The organism is Pseudarthrobacter sp. N5 (assembly GCF_050157035.1).
In the GTDB taxonomy this organism is placed as follows: Bacteria; Actinomycetota; Actinomycetes; order Actinomycetales; family Micrococcaceae; genus Arthrobacter.
This window is the reverse complement of sequence record NZ_CP189593.1, coordinates 3142058-3164723: the sequence shown is the minus strand read 5'-3', so window position 1 is coordinate 3164723 and position 22666 is coordinate 3142058. Positions and strand designations below refer to the sequence as shown.

The following is a 22666-nucleotide window of genomic DNA, read 5'->3' as shown; positions in this document are numbered from 1 at the left end:
GCCGGCTCAAAACTTCAGGTCAATGATCTTGCGCATCCACAGGCCGCCAATGGTCATCAGGACGACGGAAGCAGCAATCATGCCCCATCCCAGCGGATGGGTGAACATCACGTTCATATAGCTGGGGTTAACCACCATCAGCATGCCCACAATCCCGATCGGCATGGCCATCAGGATGTAGGCCGAGAACTTTCCCTCCGCAGCCAGGGATTTGATGTGCCCTTTGATTTCACTGCGTTCGCGGATGGTTTCATTGACTTGGTCGAGGACTTCTGCAAGATTGCCGCCTACTTCGCGGTTGATCTGGATGGCCTGGGCTATCCAGATGAAGTCCTCGTTTTTCATCCGGTCTGCGGTGTCATTCAGGGAGTCCAGCAGGTCACGGCCAAGGCTTGTTTCCGTGATGACGCGCCGCATCTCCTCGGAGGTGGGGTTCAGGGACTCGGTGGCCGCAGCATCAACTGCACGCAGGATGCTGTGGCCTGCACGGAGCCCGCCGGCCAACAGCTGGAGTGTGTCGCCGAGTTGTAGGTCAAACTTGGCCCGCCGTTTGCCTGCCAGGAAACCAAGGACTAGGTGTCCGACGAACGGTGCAAGGATGACCAACAAGACGGCAAGAATCGGCCCGCCGACGACGAGCCCGGCGACGGCGCCCACGACGGCGCCGGTGATCACCAGAATGAAGAATTCGGCCCGGTTCATGCGAAGTCCTGCACGCTCCAGCGCATCCCGGTCAAACAGACGCACGGTTCTGCCCGAAAGGTAGCGATCAACCGCGGTGACGGCTGATCCTGCGAAGCGTGTCAGCTGGGATGGTGGGTCGACTTCGAACGGCCGCCGGCGATCCAACGGCACTTCCGGTGTGCGTGGCATGAGCAACGCCGAGCCGAGCACGACGGTGGCCGCACAGAGGAAAGTCATTCCGATTGTCAGCATCATGGACGGCTCACGCCTTTCCGGCTGGCGTCAGGGGAGACGCGAAAACTCCGGGTGAGACGTAGATGCCAAGGTCTTCGAAGCGGTCGATGAAGCGCGGACGGATGCCGGTAGGTATCGGCGTGCCCAGGAAGCGCCCATGAGCGTCTACGCCGGCCGAATAATCAAAAACGAAGGCATCCTGGAGGGTGACGATGTCTCCCTCCATGCCTTGGACCTCGGTCACATGGGTAATGCGGCGTGTGCCGTCACGCAAACGTGAGATCTGGATGATCAGGTTCACGGCGGATGCTATCTGCTCGCGTATTGCCCGCAACGGCAAATCCATGCCAGCCATGAGGACCAGGGTTTCAAGACGGGCGACGGCGTCACGGGGCGAATTGGAGTGCACCGTCGACAGCGAACCGTCGTGGCCGGTATTCATGGCCTGCAGCATGTCGAGGGATTCGCCGCCGCGGACCTCACCCACCACGATGCGGTCGGGGCGCATGCGCAGGGAGTTCCGGAGAAGTTCGCGGATGGTCACCTCGCCCTTCCCCTCGGTATTGGGTGGGCGGCTTTCCAGCCGGACCACGTGCTCCTGCTGGATCTGCAGCTCAACGGCGTCCTCGATGGTGACGATCCGCTCCGTGGCCGGGAGGAATGACGACAGCACATTGAGCAGCGTTGTCTTGCCTGTTCCGGTGCCGCCGGAGACGATGATGTTCAGCTTTGCCTTGACACAGGCGTTGAGGAGCTCGGCCATCTCCGGAGTCAACGTTCCGAAGTCAATAAGGTTCCGAACGGTCAAGGGAACCTTGCTGAACTTACGGATGGTCAACGAGGAGCCGCCGACGGCGAGCGGTGGAATCACGGCGTTGACGCGGGAGCCGTCCTCCAACCGTGCGTCAACCAGAGGAGAGGACTCGTCGATCCGACGCCCCACCTTGGAAACGATGCGCTCAATGACCTTCCGCAGATGGTCTTCCGAGCTAAACCGGGAGTCGGTCAGCGTGAGCTGACCCTTCCGTTCAACGTAGATCTGGTCCATACGGTTGACCATGATTTCAGTAACTTCGGGATCGTCCAGCAGCCGCTGCAACGGTCCATAGCCCAGGACGTCGTCCGCGACGTCGCGAACGAGCCGTGTGCGCTCATCCGGCGAAAGCGGCACCTGCTCGGCGTCGATAATGCGCGTGAGCTCGTCCCGGGCACTTGACCGGAGCTCATGCTCCGTAAGGGCCGAATCGTTGAACCGTGCACCCATGCGCTCGAACAGGGCGGTCGCCGCCCGTTGTTTCAGCGCCGCGAAGACGTCTACAGGCTGCTGCGATTTGGGTTTGGCAGCCTCCGGCTCCTCGGCCGCATTGATTCCGGTTTGGTGGCCGGGGGTTTCTTGTTGGGCGGACGCCCGCCTACCGTCCGCCCGCCCTGCACCGGCCGGACCGACGTCGGTCATGAATTGTGCGGGCGATGCCGGCGCCACCTGAATAGCCGGATGCGGCGTGCCTTTCACTTGCGCAGCGTGAATCCGCTCTGAGAGTTTCATCTATACAACCACCCTTCGGTGCAGCTTTCGTTGGGCTTTGGCGCGCCAGACCGGGTTGAAACGCTCCACGAGCTGTTTCAATCCCTTGACGGCAGGATCCTTCCTGGCTTCCTGGAGCACGGGTATTCCCCGGTTGGTGGAAAAAGCCACAGCGCGCGAGCGGGGGATGCTGATGTCCACGGGGGCTCCGATCGTTGACTCGACGTCCTGGACGCTTAGCCCCGATTTGGCGTCTGCCATGTTGAGGACAACGTGCCGCGTCTCGGGAAGAATATCCAGTTGGAAGAGGACGTCGAGCCCGGAACGCAGGCCGCGGACGCTGGGGACGTCCATGGCGCTGACCCAGACGACGTCGGTGCACTGCTCGATGGCAGCAAGCCCGATCTCCGGCAGGCCAGGCGCGGTATCCACGACGACATATTGGAACTCTTCCGCGAGCTGTCCCAGAAGGCGGGTAATTTGTTCCGGCGTGATGTCGTCGGCTTCCACCGGGCTCTTCGGAGCGCACAGGGCGTAGATGCTCCCCGGATGTACCGTCAGGAAGGCCTTCAGGACCAAGGAGTCCTGGCTGGCTGAGGTGGACACGGCGTCAGTGACGGTGTGCTCAGGATTGAGGTACAGGCCGGACGCCACGTCACCGAACTGAAGGTCCAGGTCCACAATCACCACGCTCATCGGCGCAATTTTGCCGAGCCCGATGGCTATGTTGGTTGCAATGGTGGTTTTGCCGACTCCGCCTTTAGGCGAAAAGACGCCGATCACCAGGCCTTTGTTTGTATCGGTCTGCTTCGGCTCCTGTGCCCGGTGGCGGGTGGCAAACGACTGGCAGGCCCGCTCCAGGAGGACGCGGATCTGGGCGGGCTCGGCTGTGGGGCTGAAAATGTCCTTGATGCCTGCCCGCATGGCCTGGAGGATGAAGGCCGGATCAGGTTCGCTGACCAGGACGACGCTGAGCTCCGGCAGCTGGACGTTCAGCACTGTTGCGAGACGGAGGGCGTCATCAACGGGAACCTCCGGGCCAAGGATGAGTACCTCGGGTTGTTCCTGGTCCAGCTGCGCAAACAGTTCGTGCGGGTCGGCCGGCAGAACGGTGGTGAAAAAGGTATGGACCCCGCCGTGGAGGCCGCCCGCGACTGCCTGGCGTAGGCGCTGATCGAAGTCGACATCGGGAGTGATCAATATAAAGCGGCTCATTTGTACAAGTCACCCCTTTGCATGATGCGTGGCCCGCCGTCCTTGGCGTCGAGGGGCTCCTTGCTGAGCCAGATCTTGGCAAATTCCGTGGCGAAGACGATCTTCGACGCGTCCGTATCACTGACGGCAACCGTCAGCATCAACGATCCGGTGGGGAGAGCGGAATCCCGGGGATCGGCACCACCCGCGCCGCCGGACGCCGTTGGCTGTGGACTTGGGGTCGCCTGCGGCGCGCGCTGGACGGCCGTTACGAGAACCTTGTGGATCGACAGCTGGGTGGTTTCGTTAGCCGGCTTCGCCTCGATACCGCCTTTGTCCATGGAGATGAACACACCGACGTAATCCCCTGGAGCAAGGCGCCCGCCGATCACGCGTTGCGGTTCGAGCTGGAAGGACACTTCCTGCAGTCCCGCCGGAACTTTGGAGGATCCCTGGGACTTCAGTGCTTCCGGTGCGATGAGGCGTTCGGCCACCAACTGCTCGCCCGGAACGAGGTCCACCGCGCTGACTTTGCCAGCGGAATTGTCCAGCGTTCCCAAGGCGGTCTTTGCGACGGCCGCGCCTGGCAGCTTCTCTGTGGCTACCGATGCTTTGATGGACTCCACGGGAGTGCCTGCCGCGATGGGCTGCTTGACCACCAACACATCGACCGGCTGAAGGTTTTGGACGGCCCGCTGATCTGCGCCCTGGGCATAGGAAAAAACCAGTATCGCTCCCACGACGGCCAGCAGGACCGCTGCCAACCCTGCTATCAAGCGTGACTTCACTGATTGCTCCTGTGTATCGGGAAGAATTACTGAGAGAGACGGACGATTGGCGCACCGTAAGCGTCAACCGGTCCAAGGGTGTAACCGTCCGCCAGGGACACATACTTGACGAAGCTTCCGATGATTCCCCGGCAATTGCCGTCACAGGTCAGTGCCGAGCTGACATAGGGGGCCTGGTTCTGGAACGTTTCTGGTGCGCCACTGTTGCCGCTGAATTTCCAGCCTCCGACGTCGAACGCCGCGAAGGCGATGAGGTGGTAGATTGCGCCGTTACCTGTTCCCGTGACCGCGTTGTAGACAGGGAGAAGGACCGTGATGTGCCGGCCGGCAGTAATTTCATCGGCCCATTTCTGCAGGGTGGTGGAGCAGTTGTTGGGGGAGTTGTTGCCGGGGTCGCTTCCACTTTCGTTGATGGCGAGGTCGATGGTGCCGCCGCAGACGCCCGGATCCTGGTTGAGCCATCCAAAGCCTCCTTCCACTGCTGCGCCAGAGGGCCCGTACAGGCAGTCCGCATTCTGGTTCTTGCCGTGATCCTGCAGCAGTTGGAGTGCTCCGCCGATGGAGTCCTTGACCTGGCAGACGGAGAACGCGAGCGGAAACGCGGTGCGTCCGGCCACCGGGCTGCCCCAGCGGGCAGTTGAGGGAGCCGTAACCTCGGCGGTATTAAAGCCGAGGGCACGGGCAAAGAAGAGCGAGACTTCGTTGGGCGCTTTGCCTGCTTCCTGTGCTCCGGCCGTGACCGTTACGGTGCGGTTGGATTTATCCAGCACCGTGGACTTGATGTTGCTCAAGCCGTCACCGGCGTTGCTGTTGGCAAGGCTGCGCGCGAGCGGGGACGTAGTGGAGCACTCAGCGTCGGCGTCGTTCTTGGCGCATTTCTGAGCCACCGCGAGGGCTGCCGCATCGGCCCCGTTCCTAAGCTGTGTCCGTTCGGCGTACATCATCCCCACATCCACGGCTATCGCAGAAAAGCCGAGAAGCGCCACCAACAGGATGGCGACGATGACGCTGACGGCACCGCGTTCGCTGTCCTGGGTTCTTCGCCGAGGCCCTAACCGCCGCACAGCATGACTCCTTTACCGGTCATCGGAAACGGGCCCGCAATGCCCGTGATGGTGGACAACGTGTAGGTGATGGTCAGCGTGATCTGGGCTCCGGGAGTACAAGGGTCCCCGCCGAAGCTGATATTCGCGTTGGTGAGCGCAGGACTGAGCGAGACAGCAGCGTTTTTGGCTGCAGTCCCCGCAGCCGTCTTGTCATTGGATATAGCCATCACCCGGACACCCTCGCGGGCTGCACTGGACAGAGATGCCTGCACGTTGTAGGCACGGCCGAACTCCATGATGCCGAGCAACAGCATGATGAGAACCGGGGCCAGGAGCGCGAACTCGACGGCTACGGCCCCGCGTTCAGATGCCCTGGGCATGGGGTGTCGCCTTTCGAGGAAGTATTGACCATTCGCAGGGCGCAGCGGCGGCGGCTGGATGGCCGCCGCCATTCTATTGTTGGCTGATGTGCGCGGCGGGGATCAGGGGCACAAGGCGATTGTCTTACAGCGAACAGACCTTAGCGCCTGTTACACCGCTGACGACACCGTTTACCATCGAGCATTTCACACTGATGAAGGTGTCGTGCAGGGTGCCGCCGAGAGCTATGACGGCGACGATGATCACGACGGCGATAAGCGAGACCATGATGCCGTATTCGACGGCCGTGGCCCCCTTTTCGTCGCGGCGGAGGCGGACTGCAAGGTTGGTGTAAAGAGAAAGCATCTGAAACTCCTGAGCGAGTTGGGGGCGGCTGGTCCTGCACCAGCTCGATAAGAAAGTAGCAGGCAAATTCACGGTCCGGTTTGGAATTTGCAGCATCCTGTGCCAAGCCTTCCCATGCTGCACATTTCCTGCATATTCCTTGCGCAGATACTGCGTTTAAACTGCGAATTCGTTTCCAGGCAGCGTGACGCCCAGTCCGTGCTCCGCGCGGGACCCCCTTGTGCTGGAGGAAGTGGCGTCCCTCGGATGACGAGATGCCGGCAACGGCGCTGACGAGGGCTGTGCCGCAGTACGCCGTTCTGGCGGGTTCGGCTTGGCGAACCGGAGGAACGCAAAGCGGACCCCCTCGGTTCTGGGTACCGAGGAGGTCCGGTCTTTGGGGAGCCGTTCTCATGGAGGCGGCGCGATGTGGTCCCGAGTCAGAAGGCGCCGGCGAAACTCTTCATCACATTGATGGCAGCCGGGCCGATGATCACAATGAACAGAACCGGAAGGATACAGAACATCAGTGGAAACAGGACTTTCACGGGGAGCTTCATTGCCTTCTCTTCAGCCCGCTGCCGTCGCTTGATGCGCATTTGCTTGGCCTGTGTACGTAACACGTTCGCGATGGCAATGCCGTAGATGTCGGCTTGGACAATTGCCCGGACGAAACTCCTCAGATCTGGAACATCTGCCCTGTCAGCCATGGCAAGGTAAGCGTCTTTGCGGCTTCGGCCAACCTGCATGTCCTGAAGCGTCCGTACCAGTTCCGCGGCGAGCGGCCCCTTGCCATTTTGGCCTGCCCGCGCCATCGCTGTTTCAAAGCCCAGCCCTGCCTCAACTGAAATCAGCATTTGGTCCAGAGTATTTGGCAGCTCCAGTTCGATCTCCTGTTGCCGCTTCGCTCCTCTGCCATGGATGAGGATGTCCGGCACGAAATATGCCAATAAGGTCAGGAAAATCGCGAGCAGCGTGGTTGTCCCTGTCGGAGTCTTCAGAATCAGCAGAATTCCGATGACGCCGGCAATGAGCGCCAGAGCAGGCTTCACGATGAGCAATCGGTCCAGGGGAAAGTTCGCGGGCCTCCCTGCTTTGGCAAGCAACTTGTCCAACCAGCCGGTGTATCCCTTGGGCGTCAGTCGCATTCCCAGGGCCGCGGGGGCCTTGGTTTTGGCTGGGTCGGTGGAGACCGCACCCTCGATGAATTTCCGGCCTCGTCCCAAGTTGCTCTGAACTGCAGCGTAACCGCGTCGATCAACGGAGACGAAGGCCCACACGATGTATGCACAAGGGGTCACTATGAGCCCCACAATCAACCATGCCATTGATGTCATGGTGCCCTCCTAAAACTTGATCTTAATGACACGGCTTAACCAGAAGCTCCCAAGCGCAAGCAGGACAAAAGCCGTTCCGACCATCATCCAACCCAACGGATTCGTGTAGAGGGTACCGATGTAGGCCGGACTTGCCACGCTGATGTAGAAAAACATTCCTATGGGCAGGGCCAACAGGATGTACGCGGAGAGCCTTCCCTCCGCGCTGAGTGCCTGTACCTGCCCTTTGATTTGTGATCTTTCCCGAATGGTCTCGCCCACATGATCTAGGACTTCGGCCAAGTCACCACCCACCTCACGGTGGATTTCGATCGCCTGGCTGGTCCAGTCGAAATCTTCGCTCTGCAGCCGACGCGCGGAGTCCAGCATGGATTCCCTCAAATCGCGCCCCAGCCGGGTTTCATTTATCAGACGGGCAAACTCCTCAGACGTGGGGGATTCCGCCTCTTGAGCGACAGCATCGACGGAGCGAAGCAAGCTGTGGCCGGCGCGTAAACCACCCGCCAGCATTTGCAGGGTGTCGCCGAGTTGCTGCTCAAATTTCGCCCGTCGGCGTCCAGCCAGCACTTTCAACAGCAGCATGGCTACCAACGGAGCGGCGAGAAAGAGCAGCACACCCAAGACCACGCCACCCAGGATGAAGCCGACAACGCCGGCGGTGATGGCAATGCAGCCGACTAGAAGGATGAAGTCAGCCTGCCGCATTTTCAACCCGGCTCGTTCCAACGATTCCCGGCTACCGAAGCTTGCGTTTCTACTTACGCTGCGGTCCACAAGGGATGTTGCCGAGCTGGCAACTCGGCTCAGCACAGATGGCTGATCGCTGGCCCCGGGCCTCCGGCGTGACAAGGCAATCCCACCGCGGCCACTCCCAATCGTAATAACCAACAGAATGGCCAAGGCAATGAAGCAAAGCCCGAGGCCAATGGCAAGAAAAATGGGGTTCGTCACCGTCACCGGAACGCACCGCCAATCGGGACGCTTCCAAAGACAGCGGGGGATAGTGGAATGCCAAGTTCCGCAAAGTGATCCACGAAGCGTGGCCGGACGCCTGTGGGGATCGGGCGGCCCAGGAACCTGCCGTTGGCGTCCACCCCCGCGCTGTAGTCGAAGGCGAACGCATCCTGAAGAGTGACGATGTCGCCCTCCATGCCTTGGACTTCAGTGACATGCGTGACGCGGCGGGTCCCGTCCCTGAGCCGGGAGATGTGAACAATGAGGTTCACCGCCGACGCGATTTGCTCCCGGATGGCGCGGAGTGGCAAATCCATGCCGGCCATCAAGACCAATGTCTCCAGCCGCGAGATGGCATCTCGCGGAGAGTTCGCGTGGACGGTGGAAATGGACCCGTCGTGGCCGGTATTCATGGCCTGGAGCATGTCCAGAGACTCGCCTCCACGGACTTCGCCGATCACGATCCGGTCCGGCCGCATACGCAGCGAATTTCGGACCAGATCGCGGATGGTGACTTCACCTTTGCCTTCAATGTTTCGTGGACGGCTCTCCAGCCGAACCACATGCTCCTGCTGGAGCTGCAGTTCCACGGCGTCTTCTATAGTGACGATTCGTTCGTCGGCGGGCAGGAAAGAGGAAAGGACATTCAGTAGCGTGGTTTTTCCGGTACCGGTGCCTCCGGACACGATGATGTTCAGCCGGGCCTTGACGCAGGCGTTCAGCAGCTCCGCCATCTCAACGGAAATCGTCCCCAACGAGATCAGATTTCCCACGTTGAGCGGGACATGACCAAATTTACGGATGGTCAGCGTTGAACCGCTGACTGCCAGAGGCGGGATGATGGCGTTCACACGCGATCCATCTGACAGCCGGGCATCTACGAGCGGGGAAGACTCGTCGATTCGCCTTCCCACTTTGGTCACGATTCGTTCAATGATGCGGCGCAGATGCTCCTCATCGCCGAACTTGGCGCCCGTGAGGAAGATTTTGCCGGAGCGTTCGACGTAAACCTTTTCAGGACCGTTGACCATGATTTCGGTAACCTCGTTGTCATCCAAGAACTTTTGCAGAGGTCCCAGCCCCAGGACGTGGTCGATGATTTCCTGCACCAGGCGCTGGCGTTCCAGCGAAGTCAGCGGAATTTCATCTTCCTCGATGATTGAGCGCAGCTCGTCCTTGACGTACTGCTGCAACTCGTCCTCGTCCATGGAAGCGTCAGTGATCCGGCTGCCCATTCGCTCGTAGAGTTTGGTCCCGGCCCGCTCCTTGACGGCGTTGAGAGCTTCGTTGCTATCCGAACCATGGCTTCTGCCGTCGGCGGAAGTCCCGCCCGAGGGAATCACAACGGTGGGTGTCTGCGCGGACCATGGTCCCGTAGTGGGTGCGGGCGTTGGAACGGTTTCCTTTTCCAGGCCGCGCGCGGCTTCCAGTCTTCTGGCCAGACTCATTGGACTATCGCCCTTCTATGCAGCTTCTTATGCGGTCGTTGTTCCCAGTTCGGTTTGAAACGCTCCACGAGCTGACCCAATCCTTTGGCAGCTGGATCGCGGGTGCCGTCCTGGAGCAGGGGAACACCTTTGTTGGTGGAGAACGGGACAGCCCGGGATCGCGGGAGGACCACGTCCACCGGGCAACCGATGGTGGCCTCGACGTCTTGGAGAGTGAGCCCTGTTCGCCGGTCAGCGAAGTTGAGAACCACATGGCGGTGGTCGGGCAACAGACCAAGTTCGGTAAGAATACTGAAACCCGTGCGCAGACCCCGGATACTGGGAATGTCCATTCCGCACACCCAGACAGCATCGGTGGCCTCCTCCAGGGTCGCCAATACATGCTCGCCGAGACCGGGCGCCGTATCCACCACGACGTATTCGAATTCGCTGGCGAGCTGGCTAATCAGATGAGCCACTTGTTCGCCGCTGATCTTGTCAGCCTCCACAGGGTTAAGCGGAGCGCATAAGGCGTATAGGCCGGCAGGATGAAGGGTCAGGTACGACTTGAGCACCATGCTGTCCTGGACGGCTGCCCCCACGACAGCATCTGCCAGCGTTCGCTCGGGTTCGAGCATCAGCCCGGAAGCAACGTCCCCGAACTGCAGATCAAGGTCCAACACCACCACGCCCATGGGCGCCACTTTCGCCAGGCCCACTGCAAGGTTGGTGGTAATGGTGGTTTTGCCCACCCCGCCCTTAGGTGACATTACCGCTATGACCCGGCCACCACTCGGCTGGCTTTCAACGGAATTTCCTAGGCCGCGCCGTCGCCCAGCAGCTGCCAGACTGGCTCTCTCCAGCATCGTGCGGATGGTGTAGACATCTGCTGACGGATCCAATAAATCCCGGATGCCGGCCCGCATGGCCGGTAGCGCGACCTCCGACTCGTTGGTGGTTACCAGCACAACGCTTATTTCCGGATACTGGAGATCAAAGAGGCTGGCCAGGCTGATGGAGTCCGCGGTAGGAAGATTTGGACCCATCAGTATTACTTCAACCGGCTCGCCGGTCAGGATGCGCAGGATGTCGTCCGGACCCGGCGGGAGGTAGTCTGCGGATATCGTCTGGAGAGTGCCATGCAGGCCGGACACGGCCTCTTTCGCTCGATGTGAAAAATCGGTGTCCGGAGTGATGAGCACAAACCTGCTCATCGGTACATCTCCGACTTCTTGATGGTGACGGGTGCGCCTTCCTCGGCGGAGGCTGGTTCCTTCGTCAACCACAGCGTGCCGAACTGGGCGGCGAACGCGATCTTGGCCGAATCCGCTTCGTTGCGGGCGAACGTCACGAGTAGTTGGCCCGTGGGCAGCTCAGTATTTGCTTGCGCTGCGGGATCCGCGGTGCCGCTGGACTGTGCTTTTGCCAGTGAACGTTGAACGCTGGTCACGAGCACCTTGTGGAAGACCTGCTGGGCAGATTCAATTGCGGGTGCGTCCTTGTTGGCGCCGCTGCCAAACAACACCACCACGCCCACGGTGTCACCGGCCGAGATTCTGCCACCAACAACACGTTGCGCTTCAAGCTGCACGGAGATTTCTTGCATGCCGGCAGGTACGGGTACTGATCCTGGTGCGGCCAGGCTGTTCGGATCTGCGAGCCGCGCCCCCAGCAGGGGCTCCCCTGGCAGCAATTCCACTGCGGCGACTTTGCCTTCGATGCCGTCCAGGTTCTTCAGCGCCCCGTTGGGAACTGACGTGGTGGGCATGGACGTCAGTTTGACCGACGATCTTATCTTTTCGAGATTGGATCCTGCCGGAATCTGGGCCTGGACCACCAGAACCTCAACGGGTTGCAGGTCTTTTTGGGCCCGGGCTTCAGTACCTTGTATGTATGAGACCAGCAGCAGTGCGCCGACTATAGCCAGCACGAGCGCAACGATGCCTCCCAGTAGGCGAGTTTTCACTTGTCAGTCTCCTTCGGTTCCTTTTTCTGTAGTTCCTTGATCTGCCGACGATGTGCGCTGGCAGAGTGTGCAGATGGCTGCTATTGAGTCAGCTGGACGCCTGGGGCGCCATACGTGGTTGGTCCCCCCAAAGTTGCGGCCTCGGCCAGCGAAACTTTCTTGATGAATCTGGCAAAGATGCCGTTATCGCTGCTCTTGAGCTTCAGGGCCTTCGAAAGTTTCGTGGCTTCAGCGGTCATGAAATCTTCTGGGAGTGTGTTTCCGCCCTTCAGGTTCCATCCCCGGAGGGAGACCTGTGCGAAGGCCTCAATGTGGAATTCGGCACCCGTTCCAGTTCCCCGGCGATTGTCAAAAATCGGGACGAGTATTTCAACGGTTTTCTTGGGGTCCGCCAGAGTGTTTCCCCATTGCGTCATGAGGGTTCCGCAGTCGGTGTCGTAGTTTTGCCCCGTGTTGGTCCCCACCCATGGATCGGCAATGTTCACCTTGACGTTGCACGTGCCGGCCACGTGATCCAACCAGCCGAATCCGCCAGGAACTTCCAGCCCGGAAGACGATGATGTAATGCATTCATAGGCTGGATCACTGGCGAGCGCGTTCCCATGAGACGGGAAAAATTGCAGATCCTTACTGAAAAACGGATCAGACTCGCATTTGGAAAACGACAAGGGAACCACGTTACCGGCCATGTACCCGCCAAACTTTGCCTGAGCGGAGGCGCGGATATCGGATGTTTGGATCCCGAGTGCCCTGGCAAAGACGAGCGAGAAGTAATTGTTGCCTGAGGTATCCTGAGCCTGAGTGGTTACGTTCACGGTGCCGGAATTGACAGTGGCACTCAACACGTTGCTATGCGCGTCCAAGGCATTGCTGTTTGCGAGCCCGGCCGCTGAGGCCACTGGAGCGGCACAGCCAGCGGCAGGAGGGGTGGCGGCGCAATCCAGGGCTATGGCTAAGGCAGACGAATCAGCACCATTCTGAAGTTGAGCGTGCTCGGAGTACATGGTGGACACATCCACTGCAAAGGCAGCCATGCCTAGCAGAAAGACCATCAAGAGGGCCGTCAGCGGCGCGATAACGCCGCGCTCCGGATCATCGTTCTTTAACCGCCACATCGCATGACACCTTTACCTTGAATATTCAGGGTGCCGGGCATGCCTGGAATGAGTGCAGGGAAGCCGGTCATCCATGGGGTTGTGTAGCTCACCGTGGCAACCGCATTGTTGCCGGCACCGCACGTTGCCCTTGGTGAATAGGTGATGACTATGTTGGCGGCCGTCAAGCCTACCGAAGGGGCGGCGGCGACCCCTTCTGCTTGGGCGTTCGACGCAGAATAGCCCGGCTCGGAACAGTGAATGGCCGCGTACCGTGAGGCTTGTCGGGCGGCTTCAGTGAGCGATACCTGGATATTGAAGGCGCGGCCGAATTCCGCTATGCCCAGCACCAAGGCCAGGAAGATTGGGAGAATGAGCGCAAACTCGACTGCCACCGCACCTGATTCCCGGAGGGAGCGTTGCTTGCGACGAGCCCGATCGAAGGTATTCACTAGAGGCCGGCCACAACCGCTTGAAAGCCTGGAACAAGTTGGAGCCCCAGAGTCCCAACGACGGCGACAATTACGGTGGCGATAAAGGCAACCAGAAGGCTGTACTCGACGGCGCTCGCACCAGCCTGCGACGACCATATGCTTCCTACGGCGTTTCTGAGCCGTGAAGCAGAGAAAACCGCTTTGTAAATGAGACCTTTCACAACCCCTCCAAGAAGACTTTTGTTACCGGAAAATGAAGAGCCCAGCGGCGGGGACGGTGCAGGGGAGCTGACGCTCGAACTTCACCGCCCCCACCCCTGGGCTCAATGGCGCGCTTTACTACATGGCGCTGTTGATTGTCACGAAGGCGTTGTTGATGTTGGTTCCAAGGGCCGCAACTACCACAACGATGACGGCAGCGATCAGGGCGACGAGCAGACCATATTCAACGGCCGTTGCACCCTTTTCGGAAGAGAAGCGATCCTTGACTCCGGAAACAAGGGCAAGAAAAGAGATCATTAGAGAAGTCATTTGCATTCCTTTGGGCGATTGTCGCTAGAGAGCCGTGTTGATTTTCACGAAGGCGGCGTTGATGTTGGTTCCGAGAGCCGCAACAACTACAACAATGACGGCAGCGATCAGAGCCACGAGCAGTCCGTATTCAACCGCCGTGGCGCCCTTTTCGGAAGTGAAACGGTCCTTGACTCCGGAAACGAAGGCAAGGACTGAGACCATGAGAGAAGTCATTTTGGATTCCTTAGGTTTGGCGAGACTGATTGGAATGAAATGACGAAAATCCAACCGCCCCCATAACGCCTTTAGCCGCTGGAGTTTCGCTAGCTAAAGAATTACACCTGTCCAGAACTGGCAACAATGCGTAGTGGTACCCGAGTTTTTGGGAGGGCTCTTAGCCAGGTACTCGATAACGAAAGAGGAGTACTCAGATTTTGACTGCACGAATGATTTAGACTACTTGGCTTGCTAAGCATGCTTATCTTTTGTCAGGGCCATCGTTGAGGCGTCGGGTTAGCTCATGATGAGGATGACGCCAAGTGCGGCTGCCAGCATGGAGGGCCCGTAGGCCACCTCAGATGACCTTTCAGCGCGTTTGAGCCGTAAAAGCAGGTAAGAGGCCATGCCGCCGACAACAAACCCCAGAGCGCCGCCGTAGAACACCTGGGTCCAACCCAAGTAGCCCAAGTAGAGCCCGATCGGCGCAGCCAGCTTCACATCGCCCATTCCAATGCCACCCGGAGAAATAATCGCCAGAATCAGGTAGACGACTGACAGGATTGCGGCAGCGAGCGTGGCACGCAGCAGATCCTCCCAGCTCGAAGTCAGAACTGCGGCCGTGAGGAGCAATACCAGGCCGGCGGCCAATAAGATCAACACCAGTGGGTTCGGCAGCAAATGGTGTGAAATATCGATCCGGGACAATTGAACGGCCAATACTGCCAGGGCCAGATAAGCGGGCAGTTCCCACGCCGCACCAAAGCGAAGCGCGAGCAGAACGCCTAGCGCTCCGGTGACGGCCGCCGTCGTGATCCGGATCCAGGTCGCAGGCACCCCGCCCAGTCGGGGGAGCGCGCGGGCGATCATCAACTCTGCCAGTATGGCCAGGAAGGCGCCCAGCGCTCCTGCGGCGGCAATCAACAGGGGATCGGCAGACGCAAAGGTCACTTGGTCTCCTGGAACTGAACGGGCCGCCGCGGCAAATGACTCATGCCGACAGCCTATTTTGACCCGGGCCCCCGCTTCACGCTATTCTTGATAGTCGTTGTGCGTGTCCTTTCTCGATGATGCGTGCCCGCTTGGGAATCCGGTTGCAGGATGACTACTCAACGGGCATTTTCGGGACTACAGGATCACTGGTTACATAGAGCCCTCACCTCTGTTCCGGTAGCGCATAGATAGTAGGTGCACACGCTCACGTGACACCTAAACAAGAACGCCAGAACAAGAACGAGGCAAAAACCGTGCGTACGTACACCCCGAAGCCCGGCGACATCAACCGCCAGTGGCACGTCATTGACGCCACAGACGTTGTCCTTGGTCGTCTCGCCAGCCAGACCGCAATCCTGCTGCGCGGCAAGCACAAGGCCACCTTCGCGTCCCACATGGACATGGGCGATTTCGTCATCATCATCAACGCTGAAAAGGTTGCCCTCACCGGCGCCAAGCTGGAGCAGAAGCGCGCATACCGCCACTCCGGCTACCCGGGCGGCCTGACCTCCGTCAACTACGCGGAGCTGCTGGAATCCAACCCGGTCCGCGCCGTGGAGAAGGCCATCAAGGGCATGCTCCCCAAGAACTCCCTCGCTGCACAGCAGCTGGGCAAGCTGAAGGTGTACCGGGGCGCAGAGCACCCCCACGCAGCACAGCAGCCCAAGACTTTCGAAATCACCCAGGTTGCCCAGTAGTCCTGGCCACCAAGCAACTTATATTCAAGGAGAATCGTGGCCCAGAACGAAGAACTGACCACCGAGGCCGTTGTGGCTGAGGAAACCCCGAGCGTCTACACCTCGGAAAGCGGAGCTGCAGAAGCAGAAGCGCCGAAGAAGGAACGCCCGGCGCTCACCGTTGCCGGCGCAGCAGTTGGCCGTCGCAAGGAAGCTGTGGCGCGGGTCCGCATTGTGCCGGGTACCGGCAAGTGGATCATCAACGGCCGCGAGCTGTCGAACTACTTCCCGAACAAGCTGCACCAGCAGGATGTCAACGAACCCTTCAAGATTCTTGATCTTGACGGCGCCTACGACGTCTTCGCACGCATCCACGGTGGCGGCATTTCCGGCCAGGCCGGTGCCTTGCGCCTCGGCATCGCCCGTTCCCTGAACGAGATCGACACCGAGAACAACCGCGCCACCCTGAAGAAGGCTGGCTACCTCCGCCGTGACGCACGCGTCATCGAGCGCAAGAAGGCTGGTCTCAAGAAGGCCCGTAAGGCTCAGCAGTACTCCAAGCGCTAAACCCGCTTGCACAGAAGCCCGTCCCGCCAGTTGGCGGGGCGGGCTTCTGCCGTTCCCTGCTGCTAGGGCACCAAACCGTAGTATTCGGCACCGTCGACGATTTCAGCCGGGTAGTTGGCTTTGACCCATTCAACTATTTTGGCCGACTCTCCACGGCCCTCCAGCGTTAGTGGCGGCAAATTCTGAATTACTACTGCCCCCACCCGACGGTGCAGCACCATGTCCTGAAACTGGGCCAGGGTTGGATAGGGATCCGTTCCGTCAAAGCCCCCTATCGGCAATACAGCACGGCCACTCTCGAGTTGGTAGTTGGCTGCCGTCTCAGAACCAACAACGGCGGCTGCCCACGTGGCAGATGGCTGGGCGTGCCTTAGCCTCTCAAGCACACTCTGCGCCGGTACGTCTCCGAACATCACGGCGGTGAAGCTGGGAGGCATGCCTGGCACCAGCTGCTTCCGGTCGGGGTGATCCGTTCGTATTCCAAGGATGCTGGGACCAGCCACCACTCCAGCCCCTACGTGCGGGCTGAGGACCGTGTTCACTGACCACATCCCGGGGCCTGCCCCGAGAGCGGCGATCAAGATCGATCCCGACGCGATGCGAATGCGAAGACTTGGAGTTGGGACGAGCTGCAAGGCGATGACCACCGCTCCCACGACCGCAAGTACTTGTGGGAGGTCAGGGAAATCAGCAGTGGAGCGAGCGGCGGAGATGAAGGCCAAAACCAACGTAGCAATCAATGTGAGGCCCATGGCCGACTTCACACGCCACCTGCTGATGTTGCGCAGCAGATAACCCAGGCCGACGGCGGCGAGGCAACAAAGGGCGGGTACTGCGGTCAATGCGTAATAGGGATGGACGATCCCCGACATGAATGCCAGCACGGAGGCTGCGCAGAGGAACCACGTGCTGCACAGTAGAAGGAAAGCCCGCTTCGCGGGGCTGCCGCGTCCACGCCAGATGTACCATACAGCCACGCAAAGGCCTGCGATTGCGAGCGGAAGAAACCATCCGAACTGACCGGAAAATTGAGGTTGTAAAAAGCGCTGAAAGCCTGGGTCCAGCTTTTCGGCAGCCGCGACGGCTGAGCCGGACATGGTCCGGGTGGCGTCCTCACCGGTCAGCCTGTCTAGTCCGTTGTAGCCAAGCGTCAGCTCAATGACGTTGTTCTGCCTAGTGCCTCCTATGAACGGTCTGTCTGCAGGACTTATCAGCTGGACGGCCACGAACCACCAGCCTCCGGCGACTGCAGCGGTCAGAGCCGCCGCCATAAGATGCATGACGCGATTCAAAGGAGAAGCGCGTGCAAACAGAAGGTAGGCCAGGCCGACAGCCGGCAGAACGAGGACCACTTGCAGTTGCTTCGTCAGGAAACCCGCACCGGTAAGCGCGCCCGCAAGCAGCAGCCAGGCTATCCTTTCCCGGCGGATTGCTTCAAGGACTGAATAGGCGATCCCGACCATGATCAGGGTCAGCAGTCCATCAGGGTTGTTGTAACGGAACATGACGGTGGCGACGGGGGTAACGGACATGAAAAAACCAGCCAGCAAGGCTGTCGCCGGATCAAAATACTTCCGGACGAGGGAATACACCAGGAAAACAGTGAGGACTCCCATGACAGCTTGAGGAACCAGGATGCTCCATGAACTCAAGCCGAACAGCCGCACGGACAAAGACATGATCCAGAGACTTAGCGGAGGCTTGTCCACCGTTATGGAATTCCCCGGATCCGAAGAACCAAAGAAAAAGGCCGTCCAGTCCTGCGAGCCGGACATCGCGGCCGCGGAGTAGTAGGCATTGGCCCATCCATTCCGGTCCAGTCCCCAAAGGTACATCAGCGCAGTGAGCGCCAAGACCAGCAGAAGTACGGGTCGTTCCCAGACAGGAGACCCCGTTGGGCCGTAAAGGACCTCCCTGAGCCGATCCGTGACGAGCTTCAGCTTGTAGTTGGCGGTCGTCTTCTCTGACGGTGTGGTCGAAGGCGCTATGGCGCTCACAGTGCTTGCTCGCGAGCTGGCTGCAGGGAAATCCCGGCCGACCGCTCATCAGCACGCCGCACCCGGAATACCCAGATTCGTAGCAGCACAAACCGCATCAACGTAGCGAACACATTGGCTGCGGTCAGCGTCAGCAGTTCAGCACTTGGCGTGGCATCAGGGTTCGCTCCATGAAGGACCAGAAGCGACGACGAAGTGATGGTCCAGGCAAGTAGGAATACCACCAGGCCCTGGATCTGCTGGGTGAACAGTCGGTCGGGACCACTGATGCCGAATGTAAAGCGGCGGTTGGCTGCTGTGTTGCCGACAGCAGTGAGAAGCAAAGCGAGGAAGTTGGCCTGCTGCGCGCCAAACGGACCCTGAAGAACGAGATAAAGCAGTGCAAACGCCACAGTAGACACAGCGCCAACAAGGCCGAAGCGAACGACCTGCCCGAAGAAGCTGGGCCGGCCCGGAGTAACGATGGGACGTCTGCCCAGCTCTGCGTAGATCGCTTGGACCGGGATAGACCCCTTGATCAAGGACCCTGCCACCCGTACCAGCCCCCGGACGTCGTCGATTGCAGTCTGCCTAAGGTTCACCCGGCTGTCAGGGTCATCTACCCAGTCCACAGGGATCTCGTGGATGCGAAGTCCGGAACGCTCGGCAATGATCAGCAGTTCCGTGTCGAAGAACCAGCCGTTGTCCTCCACATGGGGGAGAAGCCGCTTTGCCACCTCCGCGCGGATTGCCTTGAACCCGCATTGCGCATCAGAGAACCGCACCTGCATGGTCCGTCGCAGCAGGAAGTTGTAGGCCCGCGAGATAAACTCGCGTTTTGGCCCACGGCTGACTCGTGAGCTTTGCCCCAGCCTGGTGCCGATGGAAATGTCCGAATGGCCTGACAGTAGCGGAGCAACCAACGGCGGAAGCGCGGCTAGGTCAGTGGACAGATCAACGTCTAGATACGCCAAGACTTTGGCTTCAGAAGCGCCCCACGCGTCGCGCAACGCGAATCCGCGCCCTTTGACCTCAAGCCTCCGATATACGACATTTGGCAATTGCTCGGCAAGGCGTGTTGCAATCACCGAGGTATTGTCCGTGCTCGCGTTGTCGGCGATAGTAATTTGCCACGTCGAAGGCATTTCCAGAATCAGGTAATTTGCGAGCTGAGTGATGCTGTTTTCGAGTACCGCTTCCTCGTTGAAAACCGGTACTACAATTTCAAGCGCCAAGCCCCCATAGCTAGGTGTCATGCATCGAATGATAGGGGGATGCTGCGACCGTTGGCGAGGGATTTTCCGAAACTCGGACAAAGTCGAGTACACATCCGGAAAAACCAAGTAGTCGGCCGGTGCTGCGAACACAAACAATCCTCCTCCGCTTCTGCTGACGCTCCGGTATGGTACGTCTCATGGTGAAAGCAACGAGCGAGGTTTTCGGACAAAGCGGTCTGGCCATACCCGCCGTTGAAATGAAGGCGCGGAAGAAGTTTTGGCTGTTTGCGTGGTTGGCTTTCCTGCCATTTGTGTTGATTCGGGCGGAAAACTTAGCTGAGTCGGATACTTTTTGGCAGATCCGCACCGGACTCCTCACGATCGCGCGGGGGAGACTTCCGACCGTGGATCCGTTCTCATGGACGGCCGGTGGGGAGCCATGGACGCTCAACTCTTGGGGATTCAACGTTGCAATGGGCGCCGCCTACCAAGTGGCCGGCCTGGTGGGGGTCGCACTGGTCTGTGCATGCCTGGTCTCTGTTGTTGGCGGATTGGTGCTGCTTCTGGCTCGGCGACTGGGCGCTTCGCCGAAAGTGTCCGCATGGTTGCTCCTCATGGCAGTGCCGCTGCTGACAGGCTGGTTGTCGGCACGGCCTCAACTCGTGGACTACGTTGCCGTCCTGGTACTTGTGATGCTCTTGCATAGGATCGTCGAGGGGCATCCGCCTGCTTGGCCGCTCCTGGCTATCGGGGCCTTGACTATCTTGTGGGCCAACCTTCATGTCGGAGTTTTGCTCGGCGTTGCGGTTGCAGGTGCCACCGCTCTCTTGGTCCTGGTACGGCGAAGCACCCGCAGAAGTACTGGCTGGTGCCTGGCCGCGTTGTTCACAACAGCGGTCTGCTCGCTTTTCAATCCGTACGGGGCCGGTGTGCTCGCGCAAACATTGCAAGTCAAGAGCGCGTCCACCGTCATCACCGAGTGGCAGGCGTTCAATCCCGGTGACCCGATGCAGATTCTCATGTTTGCTCTCGGACTCATAGGGCTAGGCGCTTCCGCGCGACGCGGAGATCCTGTTTTCACAGCTGCAATAGCTGTCGCCGCGGGGGGATCCGTAGTTGCGATCCGTATTCTTCCAATCCTCGTACTGCTGGCGCTGCCGGTTCTGGCGTCGTTTGCCTCCCACCCGGTGATTCTGCGCTACTTTGCAAGTCGCCGCGTGATGCTTGCACAAGGAGCCAGTGTTGTCGTTGCGATCGCTGTAGGGGTTTCAGTTTTCAATCTGCCCTTGATGGGTCGTCCGGATCCGTCACATTTCCCTGGTGCCGCCATCGATGCCATCCCGTGGGGGTGCAAGTTGTTCAACGAGTACCAGCTGGGCGGACTTGTGATCCTGGAAAGGCCAGATGTGCGGGTCTCCCTTGATTCTCGGAACGATCTCTATGGTGCCGAGCGAGTTACTCAAGCATTACTGGTGCTTGACGGTCACGGAGACCTGGAGGAGGGACTATCCGGAGCAGACTGCGTCCTGGTGCCGCCCACGAGCGCACTTGCCCGCCGTCTTCACGCAAGTCCCAATTGGGAACTCACATCGGCCGAAACTACGGCAGAGTTGTTCGTCCGCCGCTGAATCCCGCTGCTGCGTCATTGTCAAATGGCGCTGGCGGAACTACTGGGACCCATCCTTTAGACTTGACCCGATGTCTAGATTATTTGGAACAGATGGAGTCCGGGGCCTGGCGAACGGCCTGTTGACTGCCGAGCTGGCACTGCAGCTGGCCCAGGCCGCCGCCGTCGTGCTGGGCCACGACCGCACTACCAACGGCACCCGCCCTCGTGCCGTGGTGGCGCGTGACCCGCGCGCCAGCGGCGAGTTCATCGCGGCTGCCATGGAAGCAGGGCTGGCTGCCTCCGGAATCGACGTCTATGACGCCGGTGTCCTGCCCACTCCCGCTGCCGCATATCTGATCGCGGACCTCGACGCGGACTTCGGCGTGATGATCTCCGCCTCCCACAACCCGGCCCCCGACAACGGCATCAAGTTCTTCGCCCGCGGCGGTCAGAAACTTCCCGACGACGTCGAAGATGCCATCGAAGCACAACTCGGCAAGGACCCGTACCTGCCAACCGGCGCCGACGTGGGCAGGATCCAACGGTTCTCCGACGCCGAAGACCGCTACATAGTCCACCTGTTGGGCACCTTGCCGCACCGACTCGACGGCCTCAAGGTTGTCCTGGACTGTGCCCACGGCGCCGCCAGCGGTTGTTCCCCGCAGGTGTTCAAGGACGCCGGCGCCAACGTTGTGGTGATCGGGGCGGAGCCCGACGGCCTCAACATCAACGACGGCGTGGGCTCCACCCACCTGGGCCCCCTGAAAGCCGCAGTGCTGAAGCACGGCGCGGACCTGGGGATCGCCCACGACGGCGACGCCGACCGCTGCCTCGCGGTGGACCACGAAGGCAACGAGATTGACGGCGACCAGATCATGGCCATCCTGGCCGTGGCGCTGAAAGACTCCGGCAAACTCAACGACAATGTTCTGGTGGCCACGGTCATGAGCAACCTCGGCCTCAAGATCGCCCTCCGCGAAGCCGGCATCAGCATCCGCGAAACCGCAGTGGGGGACCGCTACGTACTTGAGGGGATGCGCGACGGCGGCTTCAACCTGGGCGGCGAGCAGTCCGGCCACGTCATCTTCGCCGACCATGCCACCACGGGCGACGGCGTCCTGACCGGTCTGCAGCTTGCGGCTCAGGTGGCTCTCACCGGCCGCAGCCTCAAACAGCTGGCGACCGTGATGACCAAGCTTCCGCAGGTACTCATTAACGTCAAGGGGGTGGACCGAACCCGTGTCGACGGTGACGAGGTGCTGGCTGCTGCCGTGGCCCTCGCCGAAGCCGAACTGGGTGACACCGGCCGGGTGCTTCTCCGCCCCTCCGGCACGGAACCCGTGGTCCGAGTCATGGTGGAGGCAGGGGACCAGGAAACAGCTCAGGCCATCGCCGAGCGCCTGGCCCAGGTGGTCCAGTCGGAACTCGCGCTTGAACTGGTCACTGACTGACTCGGCTGTCCCAGCAATCCGCGCCGAGGACGGCCGGAGCGAAATTTCCAAAAAAGCGG

24 protein-coding genes are annotated in these 22666 nt (G+C 60.1%); 4 read left to right on the top strand and 20 right to left on the bottom strand.

The genetic code is table 11. The features are described from left to right. Positions 1 to 6: 6 nt before the first annotated feature. The 18 genes from ACQCST_RS15140 to ACQCST_RS15055 all read right to left on the bottom strand — a co-directional run bounded on the left by ACQCST_RS15140 (position 7) and on the right by ACQCST_RS15055 (position 15068). Positions 7 to 939, bottom strand: a complete 933-nt coding sequence (locus ACQCST_RS15140) for a type II secretion system F family protein (protein ID WP_426996569.1) — start codon at positions 937 to 939, stop codon at positions 7 to 9. Between the two features lie 7 nt (positions 940 to 946). Continuing rightward, positions 947 to 2464: a CpaF family protein gene (locus tag ACQCST_RS15135; protein WP_426996568.1), complete on the bottom strand. Its 1518-nt coding sequence runs from the start codon at positions 2462 to 2464 to the stop codon at positions 947 to 949. Continuing rightward, positions 2465 to 3658 carry an AAA family ATPase gene (locus ACQCST_RS15130; protein ID WP_426996567.1) on the bottom strand — a complete coding sequence of 398 codons (1194 nt, stop codon included), beginning with the start codon at positions 3656 to 3658 and terminating at the stop codon, positions 2465 to 2467. Beyond that, positions 3655 to 4425 carry a Flp pilus assembly protein CpaB gene (cpaB, locus tag ACQCST_RS15125; protein WP_426996566.1) on the bottom strand — a complete coding sequence of 257 codons (771 nt, stop codon included), beginning with the start codon at positions 4423 to 4425 and terminating at the stop codon, positions 3655 to 3657. The genes ACQCST_RS15130 and cpaB (ACQCST_RS15125) overlap by 4 nt, the downstream gene beginning before the upstream one ends. 26 nt (positions 4426 to 4451) lie before the next feature. Further along, positions 4452 to 5489 carry a pilus assembly protein TadG-related protein gene (locus ACQCST_RS15120; RefSeq protein WP_426996565.1) on the bottom strand — a complete coding sequence of 346 codons (1038 nt, stop codon included), beginning with the start codon at positions 5487 to 5489 and terminating at the stop codon, positions 4452 to 4454. Next, positions 5477 to 5851: a TadE/TadG family type IV pilus assembly protein gene (locus tag ACQCST_RS15115; protein WP_426996564.1), complete on the bottom strand. Its 375-nt coding sequence runs from the start codon at positions 5849 to 5851 to the stop codon at positions 5477 to 5479. The genes ACQCST_RS15120 and ACQCST_RS15115 overlap by 13 nt, the downstream gene beginning before the upstream one ends. Before the next feature lie 124 nt (positions 5852 to 5975). Continuing rightward, complete coding sequence (locus tag ACQCST_RS15110) at positions 5976 to 6197, bottom strand: Flp family type IVb pilin (RefSeq protein ID WP_426996563.1); 222 nt, start codon at positions 6195 to 6197, stop codon at positions 5976 to 5978. 419 nt (positions 6198 to 6616) lie between these two features. Beyond that, entirely contained in the window at positions 6617 to 7513 is an 897-nt protein-coding gene (locus ACQCST_RS15105) for a type II secretion system F family protein (protein WP_426996562.1), read from the bottom strand. 9 nt (positions 7514 to 7522) lie between these two features. Continuing rightward, the gene (locus ACQCST_RS15100; protein WP_426996561.1) at positions 7523 to 8287 is read right to left on the bottom strand and encodes a type II secretion system F family protein; all 765 of its coding nucleotides are present in this window, start codon (positions 8285 to 8287) and stop codon (positions 7523 to 7525) included. A 179-nt stretch (positions 8288 to 8466) separates the two neighbouring features. After that, positions 8467 to 9915 (bottom strand): CpaF family protein, encoded by a 1449-nt coding sequence (locus tag ACQCST_RS15095; RefSeq protein ID WP_426996560.1) that lies wholly within the window; start codon positions 9913 to 9915, stop codon positions 8467 to 8469. Beyond that, a complete protein-coding gene (locus ACQCST_RS15090; protein WP_426996559.1) occupies positions 9912 to 11108 on the bottom strand; it encodes an AAA family ATPase in 1197 nt (398 codons plus the stop codon). The genes ACQCST_RS15095 and ACQCST_RS15090 overlap by 4 nt, the downstream gene beginning before the upstream one ends. Continuing rightward, positions 11105 to 11860, bottom strand: a complete 756-nt coding sequence (cpaB, locus tag ACQCST_RS15085) for a Flp pilus assembly protein CpaB (protein WP_426996558.1) — start codon at positions 11858 to 11860, stop codon at positions 11105 to 11107. Before cpaB (ACQCST_RS15085) ends, ACQCST_RS15090 begins: the two co-directional genes overlap by 4 nt. Positions 11861 to 11940: 80 nt before the next feature. Beyond that, positions 11941 to 12975 carry a TadE/TadG family type IV pilus assembly protein gene (locus ACQCST_RS15080; protein WP_426996557.1) on the bottom strand — a complete coding sequence of 345 codons (1035 nt, stop codon included), beginning with the start codon at positions 12973 to 12975 and terminating at the stop codon, positions 11941 to 11943. Further along, positions 12963 to 13349 (bottom strand): TadE/TadG family type IV pilus assembly protein, encoded by a 387-nt coding sequence (locus ACQCST_RS15075; RefSeq protein WP_426996556.1) that lies wholly within the window; start codon positions 13347 to 13349, stop codon positions 12963 to 12965. The genes ACQCST_RS15080 and ACQCST_RS15075 overlap by 13 nt, the downstream gene beginning before the upstream one ends. A 56-nt stretch (positions 13350 to 13405) precedes the next feature. Next, complete coding sequence (locus ACQCST_RS15070; RefSeq protein WP_426996555.1) at positions 13406 to 13609, bottom strand: Flp family type IVb pilin; 204 nt, start codon at positions 13607 to 13609, stop codon at positions 13406 to 13408. A gap of 118 nt (positions 13610 to 13727) precedes the next feature. After that, a complete protein-coding gene (locus ACQCST_RS15065) occupies positions 13728 to 13919 on the bottom strand; it encodes a Flp family type IVb pilin (protein WP_426996554.1) in 192 nt (63 codons plus the stop codon). Positions 13920 to 13943: 24 nt separating this feature from the next. Next, on the bottom strand, positions 13944 to 14135 hold the full coding sequence (locus ACQCST_RS15060; protein ID WP_426996553.1) for a Flp family type IVb pilin: 192 nt from the start codon (positions 14133 to 14135) through the stop codon (positions 13944 to 13946). Between the two features lie 279 nt (positions 14136 to 14414). Then, complete coding sequence (locus ACQCST_RS15055) at positions 14415 to 15068, bottom strand: prepilin peptidase (RefSeq protein WP_426996552.1); 654 nt, start codon at positions 15066 to 15068, stop codon at positions 14415 to 14417. Between the two features lie 296 nt (positions 15069 to 15364). Here ACQCST_RS15055 and rplM point away from each other — a divergent pair, with 296 nt between their 5' ends. Together rplM and rpsI are read left to right on the top strand one after the other, a co-directional pair. Then, complete coding sequence (gene rplM, locus ACQCST_RS15050; RefSeq protein WP_015937805.1) at positions 15365 to 15808, top strand: 50S ribosomal protein L13; 444 nt, start codon at positions 15365 to 15367, stop codon at positions 15806 to 15808. Positions 15809 to 15844: 36 nt separating this feature from the next. Next, positions 15845 to 16354, top strand: coding sequence for a 30S ribosomal protein S9 (gene rpsI, locus ACQCST_RS15045; RefSeq protein WP_426996551.1), 510 nt, complete (start codon positions 15845 to 15847; stop codon positions 16352 to 16354). 62 nt (positions 16355 to 16416) lie between these two features. On the opposite strand, the gene ACQCST_RS15040 is transcribed toward rpsI, so the two are convergent. Together ACQCST_RS15040 and ACQCST_RS15035 are read right to left on the bottom strand one after the other, a co-directional pair. Beyond that, on the bottom strand, positions 16417 to 18129 hold the full coding sequence (locus ACQCST_RS15040) for an ArnT family glycosyltransferase (protein ID WP_426996550.1): 1713 nt from the start codon (positions 18127 to 18129) through the stop codon (positions 16417 to 16419). 218 nt (positions 18130 to 18347) lie between these two features. After that, positions 18348 to 19565 carry a glycosyltransferase gene (locus ACQCST_RS15035; RefSeq protein WP_426996549.1) on the bottom strand — a complete coding sequence of 406 codons (1218 nt, stop codon included), beginning with the start codon at positions 19563 to 19565 and terminating at the stop codon, positions 18348 to 18350. 179 nt (positions 19566 to 19744) lie between these two features. Here ACQCST_RS15035 and ACQCST_RS15030 point away from each other — a divergent pair, with 179 nt between their 5' ends. Together ACQCST_RS15030 and glmM are read left to right on the top strand one after the other, a co-directional pair. Next, a complete protein-coding gene (locus tag ACQCST_RS15030; protein WP_426996548.1) occupies positions 19745 to 21175 on the top strand; it encodes a hypothetical protein in 1431 nt (476 codons plus the stop codon). A gap of 70 nt (positions 21176 to 21245) precedes the next feature. Beyond that, positions 21246 to 22607, top strand: coding sequence for a phosphoglucosamine mutase (gene glmM, locus ACQCST_RS15025; RefSeq protein WP_426996547.1), 1362 nt, complete (start codon positions 21246 to 21248; stop codon positions 22605 to 22607). The last annotated feature ends 59 nt before the right edge of the window (positions 22608 to 22666 follow it).